We start from the raw sequence: 8,458 nt of genomic DNA on the forward strand, positions 1-8,458 counted from the left end.
GCTTGGTGAAGATCGCGTTGGTGTGCTTGCCGACGGCCTTCTCGCCGACGAACAGGCGGGCGGCGATCGCGGCGTTCGAGCGGCCCTCGGCCATCAGCGTGAGCACCTCGCGCTCGCGCGGCGTGAGCCGCTGCAGCGGCTGGTCGCGACCAGCGCCGCTGACCAGGCCCGCGACGACCTCCGGGTCGAGGACGGTGCCGCCGCCCGCGACCTGGCGCACGGCGGCCACGAACCCGTCGACATCGGCGACCCGGTCCTTGAGCAGGTAGCCCACCGCGCCCTCGCCGCTGGCCAGCAGCTCGCGGGCGTAGAGCGGCTCGACGTACTGGCTGAGCACGAGCACGGGGAACCCCGGTCGGGCGCGGCGGGCCTCGACCGCGGCGACGAGGCCCTCGGTGGCGTAGGCCGGCGGCATCCGGACGTCGACGATCGCGACGTCCACCTCGGGCGAGGCGAGCGCGCGGGTGAGGGACGGCGCGTTGTCGACCGCGGCCACCACCGCGATCCCGCTGGCCTCGAGGATGCGGGTGAGGCCCACCCGCAGGAGCGCCTGGTCCTCGGCGACCACCGCTCTGAGCCGGTCGGCTACGGGCGGGTCCGGCACGGCACCTCCAGGGTCACGATCGTCGGCCCGCCCGGCGGGCTGGCGACCTCCATCGTGCCGTCGAAGGCCGCGAGCCGGCGAGCGATCCCCGCCAGCCCGCCGCCCTGCTTGTCGACGTAGGCGTCGGCGCCACCTCGGCCGTCGTCACCGACCTCGAGGTGCAGCACACCGTCGTCGTAGGACCCCACCACCCACGCACGGGTGGCGCCGGAGTGCTTGACGGTGTTGGCGAGGCACTCCGCGACCGCGAAGTACGCCGCCGACTCGACCGGCTCCGGGATGCCCCGCGGCAGGTCGACGGCCACCGTGACCGGCAGCGGGATCGGCAGTGCCAGGGCCTCGATGCCGCCGGCCAGGCCCCGGTCCGCGAGCGCCGGCGGATGGATGCCCCGCACCACCGAGCGCAGGTCCTCCAACGCCGAGACCGTCGTCTCGCGGGCCTCGCGCAGCAGCTCGGCGGCCGCCGCCGGGTCCGACTCCAGCAGCTTCTCCGCCAGCCCGACGTTCATGCCGACCGCGGCGATCCGGGCCTGGGCGCCGTCGTGCAGGTCGCGCTCGATGCGGCGCACCTCGGCGGCGGAGTGGTCGAGGGTCTCGGTGCGCGAGGCCGCGACCTCCTCGACGCGGCGCTCGAGCCGCTCGACGCGCGAGTGGCCGAGGATGTTGCGCTCGGCGACCGCGCGACCGCGCACCAGCGCGGGGGTCACCAGCCACCAGACGAGGAGCAGCGGCCCGTCGAGCAGCACGAGCATCCACCACCAGAAGCCTCCGTCGAGCACCGCGCCGCCCAGGTGGGTGATGGGCGCGGTGAGCAGCCCGACCGGCAGGACCGACATCACGAACCCGCCGGTGGCCGAGAACCACACGAACCCGACGTCGCGCCAGCGGGCCTTGTCCCGCAGCCAGCGCATCGGCCGCGTGACGACGTTGGTGCCGGTGGTGTCGGCGTACGACGCGGTGACCTGCTCGCCCAGCAGGGCGCCGCTGACCCGGCGGTGGACGGCGGTGAGGGCGGCGGTGGCGGGGACGACGGCCAGCGCGACCGCGAACCCGACGGTGACCAGGCCGAGCGGGATGCACAGGATCGTGAGGATGCCCAGCGCCAGGGCGGGCGCACCCAGCAGGGCGTACCCGGCCGAGAGCAACGTCAGCCGCAGCCGGTCGACGAGGGCGTCCCCGTCGATCGGCGTGGGCCGGAGCGACCCGATCCTGCGCAGCAGCATGGCGGACCAGTCTGTCACTGGAGGGAGCCGGCCGGCAGGTGCGCGCGCCGGACCGCGGACCGCGCTGCGAGCAGGGTCAGGGCCGCCGCGGCCGCCATCACGAGCGGTGGCAGCCAGAGCTGGCCGTCGGGCACCACGCCCTCGTGCCGGGCGACGCCGAACGGGATGACGGCGACCAGCGAGGCCAGCGCGCCGAGGACGACCCCGATCGCCGCGACCCCGCGGGCCTCGGCCAGCACCGACGCCTCGACCTGGTGCGGCGTGGCGCCGAGCAGCCAGAGCTGGCGCAGCTCGGACCGGCGATGGGCGACCACCGCGGCGAAGGTGTTGACCACGACGACCGCGGCGAAGACGACCATCATGCCGACGACCACGTTGTTGAGCAGGTTGATCGTGCGGGCGTCGTCCTCGAAGCCGGCGGGACGGGTGCGGTCGTCGGTGCCGACGATCATGAACACGCTGATGCCCGAGGCCGTGAGCACGATGACCGGGGCGAGGACGCCGCTGAGCAGCCGGGAGCGGCGCCGCGCGTTGTACGCCGCGAGGTAGCCCGCCGCTCCTCGGCCCAGCGCCGGCCGCGTGGCGGGGGAGAGGACACGCAGCAGCCAGGGCGCCAGGCAGCCCAGGCCGACCGCGACGAGGATGCCGAGCTGTCCCGAGGTCGCCATGGCCGAGTACGGGTCGTCGTCATGCGCGGTGACGGTGATGGTGACCACCGCCATCGCCGCGCTGTAGCCGAAGAGCGCGACCGCGGCGGCGACCCGCCACCACGGCAGTCGTCCGGTCCCGGGCCGGCCCTCACTCGGGGTGATGCTCGCGGAGCCCCGGGTCGCTCGGCGGGCCGCGAAGCCGGAGCCGAGCAGGCTCACCAGCACCACGAGCGCGGCGGTCGCCAGCGGGGCGAGGCCCGGGGAGTACGGCACCGAGTCCGCCACCGTGCCGGTGTTGCGCAGCAGCGTCAGCAGGGCGGCGCCGCCCAGCCAGGCCAGCCCGGCCCCCAGCGCCGAGCCGAGCGCTGCGACCAGCAGCGTCTCGGCCCGCACCAGCCGGGAGGCCTGGCCGGGCGTGGCACCGACCGTGCGCAGCAGGCCGATCTCGACCTCCCGCTGGGTGACGGTGATGCCGACGGTCGAGACGACGGCGGAGAGCACGATGATCGCGCCCCACGCGCCCACGACGGTGCCCATGGTGGTGAGCGTGTCGTGGTCGGCGGTCGAGACCGGTCCGGAGGCGCTGGCGGCCAGGGCGGCGAAGGATCCCATGAGCGCGGTGCCGAGCAGCACCGCGACGAACGTCGCGACCGAGGCGGTCGCGCGGTGGCGCAGCGAGCGCCACGCGAGCCCGGTCATCCGGCCGGTCATCGCGCGCCCCCGACCACGAGGTCGGACAGGTGGGCGAGCTGGCCGGCGACGGCGTCGGCGGTCGGCCGGTCCATCCGGCCCGCGACCCGGCCGTCGACGAGGAACACGACCGTGTCGGCGTACGACGCCGCCACCGGGTCGTGGGTCACCATGACGATCGTCTGGTCGAGCGCGTCGACGCTGTCGCGCAGCAGCGTCAGGATGCCGCGGGCGGTGCCGGAGTCCAGCGCCCCGGTGGGCTCGTCGGCCAGGACGACCGCGGGCTCGGTGACCAGTGCGCGCGCGATCGCGACCCGCTGCTGCTGCCCGCCGGAGAGCGAGCCGGGCAGGTGGCCCCCGCGGTCGGCGAGGCCCACGCGCTCGAGGAGCTCGCGCACGCGAGCCCGGTCCGGCCGCCGGCCGGCCAGTCGCAGCGGCAGCCCGACGTTCTGCTCGGCGGTGAGGTAGGGCATCAGGTGGAAGGCCTGGAAGACGAAGCCGATCCGCTCGCGACGCAGCCGCGTCCGGTCGTTCTCGTCCCAGTCGGTGATGTCGTGGCCGTCGACGAGCACGCGACCGGCGGTCGGCGGTTCGAGGCCGGCCGCGCAGCTCAGGAACGTCGACTTGCCGGAGCCGGACGGGCCCATGACGGCGGTGAAGGTGCCGGGCGCGAACGCGAGGTCGACGCCGTCGAGCGCGGTGACCGCCCCGGCGCCCTCGCCGTACGTGCGGGCCAGGTCGCGGACCTCGAGGACGGCGCCGGTCGGGTGGGACGTGGTGGTGGAGTTCATGTCCTCGACGCTAGGAGCGCCGAGCGGTCGTCTCGATGGGCCTGGACCGCCGACCGGGGTGGGGTTCTCCCTACCCCTCGCCGACACCCTCCTCGGCCTGGGCGGCGTCGGCCTCCTCGGCGTCGGGGGCCTCGCCGGCGGTGCCCGGGTGGCGGCGGCGGTGCCGCAGCTCGACCCAGAGGCCACGCACGCCGCGGCGCGAGCCGCCGACCTCGGTGCCGCCGAGCTCGGTGCCGGGCACGTTCACGGCCTGGATGGCGGCGGCGGTGATCGGCAGGACACCCTCACCGCGGTAGGCCTCGGGCTCCGCCTCGCTCTCGGGGATCAGCCCGAGCGCGGCCAGCGTCGAGGGGAGCAGGACGGTGACCAGGGACCGGTAGCCGTCGGCGGAGGGGTGGAACTGGTCGGGGCCGAACAGGATCGCCGGCGCGGCAGCGAACTCCGGACCGAGGATGGAGCCGAGCGAGACGGTGCGGCCGCCCTCCTCGACCACGGCGATCGTCTGCGCCGCGGCGAGGCGCCGCGACCAGGCGCGGGCGACCTGCTTGAGCGGCGGGGCGATCGGCTTGATCGTGCCGAGGTCGGGGCAGGTGCCGACGAGCACGGCCACGCCGGCCTCGCGGAGCCGGCGCACTCCCTCGCTGAGGTGGCGCACGGACGCCGAGGGGAGGACGGAGTGGGTGACGTCGTTGGCGCCGATGAGGATCACCGCGACGTCCGGCTCGAGGGGGAGGGCGCTGTCGATCTGGCTCGCCAGGTCCGAGGACTGCGCCCCGACGACCGCGAAGTCGCGGAGGTAGACGCGCCGGTCGGCGCGCTCGGCCAGCCCGCTGGCGAGCAGCGCGCCGGGGGTCTCCTCGACCCGCTCGACGCCGTAGCCGGCCGCGCTCGAGTCGCCGAGCAGCACCGCCTTGATCGCGGGGCCCGGACGTCCGCGGCCGTACCAGCCGGTCGGGTCGGGCGGGTCGTCGTCGAGGCGGCCGATGGTCTTGCGCGCCACCTGCGCCTCCACGCGCAGCAGGCCGTAGAGCGCGCCGCCGAGCACCGAGACGCCACCGCCGCCGTACGCCGCGGCGGAGGCGAGCTTCCGAGCAGCAGCCGCTTTCCCCACGCGGCCACTCTACGGACGTAGACCAGCCCGTGCCTCCGGGGTTTCCGCGTTGGCGGCGCTCCGCTCTAGATTGGCGCGATGCAGTACGTGAACTCGCTCCTCGACCTGATCGGCAACACCCCGCTGCTCAGGCTCTCGAAGTCCATGGGCTCCCTCGACGGCGCGAGGGGACCGATCGTCCTGGCCAAGGTGGAGTACCTCAACCCCGGCGGCTCGGTGAAGGACCGCATCGCGACCCGGATGATCGAGGCCGCCGAGGCCTCCGGCGAGCTGCAGCCCGGCGGCACGATCGTCGAGCCGACGTCGGGCAACACCGGCGTCGGGCTGGCGATGGTCGCGCAGGCGAAGGGCTACAAGTGCGTCTTCGTCTGCCCGGACAAGGTCAGCGAGGACAAGCGCAACGTGCTCAAGGCGTACGGCGCCGAGGTGGTCGTCTGCCCGACCGCGGTCGAGCCCGAGCACCCGGACTCCTACTACAACGTCTCCGACCGCCTCGCGTCCCAGCCGGGGGCGTGGAAGCCCGACCAGTACTCCAACCCCCACAACCCGCGCTCGCACTACGAGACCACCGGTCCGGAGATCTGGACGCAGACCGAGGGTCGGATCACGCACTTCGTGGCCGGCGTGGGCACCGGCGGCACGATCAGCGGCACCGGGCGCTACCTCAAGGAGCAGAACCCTGACGTGCAGGTCGTGGGCGCCGACCCGGCCGGCTCCGTCTACTCCGGTGGCACCGGGCGCCCCTACCTCGTCGAGGGCGTCGGCGAGGACTTCTGGCCCGAGGCCTACGACCGCGACGTGGCCGACCGGATCATCGAGGTCTCCGACGCCGACTCGTTCGCGATGACCCGGCGGCTGGCCCGCGAGGAGGCCCTGCTGGTCGGCGGCTCCTCGGGCATGGCCGTGCACGCCGCGATCCAGCTCGCCCACGAGCTCGAGGGCACGCCCGAGGGCGAGGACGCCGTCATCGTCGTGCTGCTCCCGGACTCCGGTCGCGGCTACCTCACCAAGGTCTTCAACGACGACTGGCTCTCGCAGTACGGCTTCCCGGTCGACGGTGCCGAGCGGCCCGTGCAGACCGTGGGGGAGGTGCTGCGCGGCAAGAGCGGCCGGCTGCCCGACCTCGTGCACACCCACCCCAACGAGACCATCGCCGAGGCTGTCGCGATCCTGCAGGAGTACAACGTCTCCCAGATGCCGGTCGTGCGGGCCGAGCCGCCCGTCGTGGCCGCCGAGGTCGTGGGCTCGGTCTCCGAGCGCGCGCTCCTCGACCTGCTGTTCACCAGCACCGCCCGGCTCACCGACTCGGTCAGCCAGCACATGTCGCCCCCGCTCCCGTCGATCGGCTCCACCGAGCCGGCCTCCGACGCGGTCGCCGCCCTCGAGGGCGCCGACGCGCTGCTGGTGCACGAGGACGGCAAGCCCGTCGGCGTCGTCACCCGCCACGACCTGCTGGGCTACCTGGCGCGCGGCTGACCGAGGCGGGTCGCCGCCCGCGGTGAGACCGCCGGTGCCAAACCAAGCACTTGCTTGGTACGGTGCCGGCATGACGGAGACGGCGACCCCTGCGATCGAGGGCTGGTTCACGGCCGGGCCCGAGCCGGCGCTGCTCGGGTCACGGTGCACGACGTGCGGCACGGTGTTCTTCCCGAAGGCCGGCGGCTTCTGCCGCAACCCGGCGTGCGCCGGCGAGGAGTTCGAGGAGATCGAGCTGTCCCGCCGCGGGACGATCTGGTCCTACACCGACGCGCAGTACCAGCCGCCGGCGCCGTACATCTCGAGCACCGACCCCTACGAGCCGTTCGCGCTCGCCGCCGTCGAGCTCCCCGAGGGACTCGTCGTGCTGGGTCAGGTCGCCGAGGGCTACGGCGTGGCCGACCTGCGGGTCGGCGCCGAGGCCGAGCTCGTGATCGAGACGCTCTACGCCGACGAGACCGGCGACCGCCTGATCTGGCGCTGGCTCCCCTTGATGTCGGGGCAGGTCGCCGAGATGGGCGAGGAGGTCGACCAGTGAGCGCGAGCAAGGACGTCGCCGTCCTCGGTGTCGGCATGCATCCGTGGGGCAAGTGGGGCCGCCCCTTCGTCGAGTACGGCGTGCACGCGGCCCGGGCCGCCCTGGCCGACGCCGGCGTCGACTGGCGTGACGTCGACCTGATCGTCGGCGGTGAGACGGTGCGCAACGGCTACGGCGGCTACGTCGCCGGCGCGACGTTCGCCCAGGCGCTGGGCTGGAACGGCGCCAAGGTCGCGACGTCCTACGCCGCCTGCGCGACCGGGGCCCAGGCCCTCGACACCGCCCGCGCGCGGATCCTGGCCGGGATGAGCGAGGTCGCGCTCGTCGTCGGTGCGGACACCACGCCGAAGGGCTTCCTCGCGCCCAACGCCGGCGAGCGATGGGACGACCCCGACTGGCTGCGCTTCCGCCTGCTGGGCATGACCAACCCGGCGTACTTCGCGATGTACGCCCGGCGCCGCATGGACCTCTACGGCGCCACCTCGGAGGACTTCGCCCGGGTCAAGGTCAAGAACGCCCGGCACGGGCTGGAGAACCCCAACGCGCGCTATCGCAAGGAGGTCAGCGTCGACGACGTGCTGACGAGCGCGGTCGTCTCCGACCCCCTGCACCTGCTCGACATCTGCGCCACCTCCGACGGCGCGGCCGCCGTCCTGGTCGCGAGCACGGAGTACGCCGCGCGCCATGGCATCGACCGCCCGGTGCGCGTCAACGCGGTGTCGACGGTGACGCCGACCTTCCCCAACACGGTCCTCGACATGCCCAACCTCTCCACCGACTCCAGCCTCGTCGTCGGGGAGCCCGAGCGGACGTTCAAGGAGTCGATCGGCCACGCCGCGTACGAGGAGGCCGGCATCGATCCGGCCGACGTGAGCCTGGCCGAGGTCTACGACCTCTCGACCGCGCTCGAGCTGGACTGGATGGAGGACCTCCAGCTCTGCGGGCGCGGCGAGGCCGAGGCCCTCTTGCGCGCGGGGGAGACGACCATCGGCGGCCGGATCCCGGTCAACCCCTCGGGCGGTCTGGCCTGCTTCGGCGAGGCGGTCCCTGCGCAGGCACTCGCCCAGGTCTGCGAGGTCACCTGGCAGCTGCGCGGGCAGGCCGCCGGCCGCCAGGTCGAGGGCGCCCGCGTCGGCATCACCGCCAACCAGGGCCTCTTCGGCCACGGGTCGTCGGTGATCCTCAGCCGGTGACGAGCGGGCCTGGTGCTGACGGGCCTCGTTGAGCTGGGCATGGAACCGCGACATGCGGGTGATCAGGTCCACAGGGACGGGCTCGGCGTAGGGGAACTGCACCGCGCTCTTCGACCTCTTGTACGGCGCAAGCTCGTCGGCGAACTCGGTGAACGCCGCGAACGGCGGCGGGCAGGAGAGCG

8 protein-coding genes are annotated in these 8,458 nt (G+C 74.1%); 3 read left to right on the top strand and 5 right to left on the bottom strand.

All coding sequences use genetic code 11. The features are described from left to right. The 5 genes from Q0L15_RS08175 to Q0L15_RS08195 all read right to left on the bottom strand — a co-directional run. Positions 1-604, bottom strand: a 604-nt coding sequence (locus Q0L15_RS08175; protein WP_296603530.1) for a response regulator transcription factor, incomplete at its 3' end; no start/stop codon positions are given. Continuing rightward, positions 586-1,827, bottom strand: coding sequence for a histidine kinase (locus Q0L15_RS08180; RefSeq protein WP_296603532.1), 1,242 nt, complete (start codon positions 1,825-1,827; stop codon positions 586-588). The genes Q0L15_RS08175 and Q0L15_RS08180, both read right to left, overlap by 19 nt. A gap of 14 nt (positions 1,828-1,841) precedes the next feature. After that, positions 1,842-3,176 carry an ABC transporter permease gene (locus Q0L15_RS08185; RefSeq protein WP_296603533.1) on the bottom strand — a complete coding sequence of 445 codons (1,335 nt, stop codon included), beginning with the start codon at positions 3,174-3,176 and terminating at the stop codon, positions 1,842-1,844. A gap of 8 nt (positions 3,177-3,184) precedes the next feature. Beyond that, complete coding sequence (locus Q0L15_RS08190) at positions 3,185-3,958, bottom strand: ABC transporter ATP-binding protein (protein ID WP_296603536.1); 774 nt, start codon at positions 3,956-3,958, stop codon at positions 3,185-3,187. Between the two features lie 70 nt (positions 3,959-4,028). After that, on the bottom strand, positions 4,029-5,069 hold the full coding sequence (locus Q0L15_RS08195) for an SGNH/GDSL hydrolase family protein (RefSeq protein ID WP_296603537.1): 1,041 nt from the start codon (positions 5,067-5,069) through the stop codon (positions 4,029-4,031). A 78-nt stretch (positions 5,070-5,147) separates the two neighbouring features. Here Q0L15_RS08195 and Q0L15_RS08200 point away from each other — a divergent pair, with 78 nt between their 5' ends. The 3 genes from Q0L15_RS08200 to Q0L15_RS08210 all read left to right on the top strand — a co-directional run bounded on the left by Q0L15_RS08200 (position 5,148) and on the right by Q0L15_RS08210 (position 8,276). Next, positions 5,148-6,545: a cystathionine beta-synthase gene (locus Q0L15_RS08200; protein ID WP_296603539.1), complete on the top strand. Its 1,398-nt coding sequence runs from the start codon at positions 5,148-5,150 to the stop codon at positions 6,543-6,545. Positions 6,546-6,615: 70 nt separating this feature from the next. Next, complete coding sequence (locus Q0L15_RS08205; RefSeq protein WP_296603541.1) at positions 6,616-7,083, top strand: OB-fold domain-containing protein; 468 nt, start codon at positions 6,616-6,618, stop codon at positions 7,081-7,083. After that, entirely contained in the window at positions 7,080-8,276 is a 1,197-nt protein-coding gene (locus Q0L15_RS08210) for a lipid-transfer protein (protein WP_296603542.1), read from the top strand. The genes Q0L15_RS08205 and Q0L15_RS08210 overlap by 4 nt, the downstream gene beginning before the upstream one ends. Positions 8,277-8,458: the final 182 nt, after the last annotated feature.

Origin of the sequence: Nocardioides sp., assembly GCF_024509035.1 — a bacterium.
Classification (GTDB): Bacteria; Actinomycetota; Actinomycetes; order Propionibacteriales; family Nocardioidaceae; genus Nocardioides.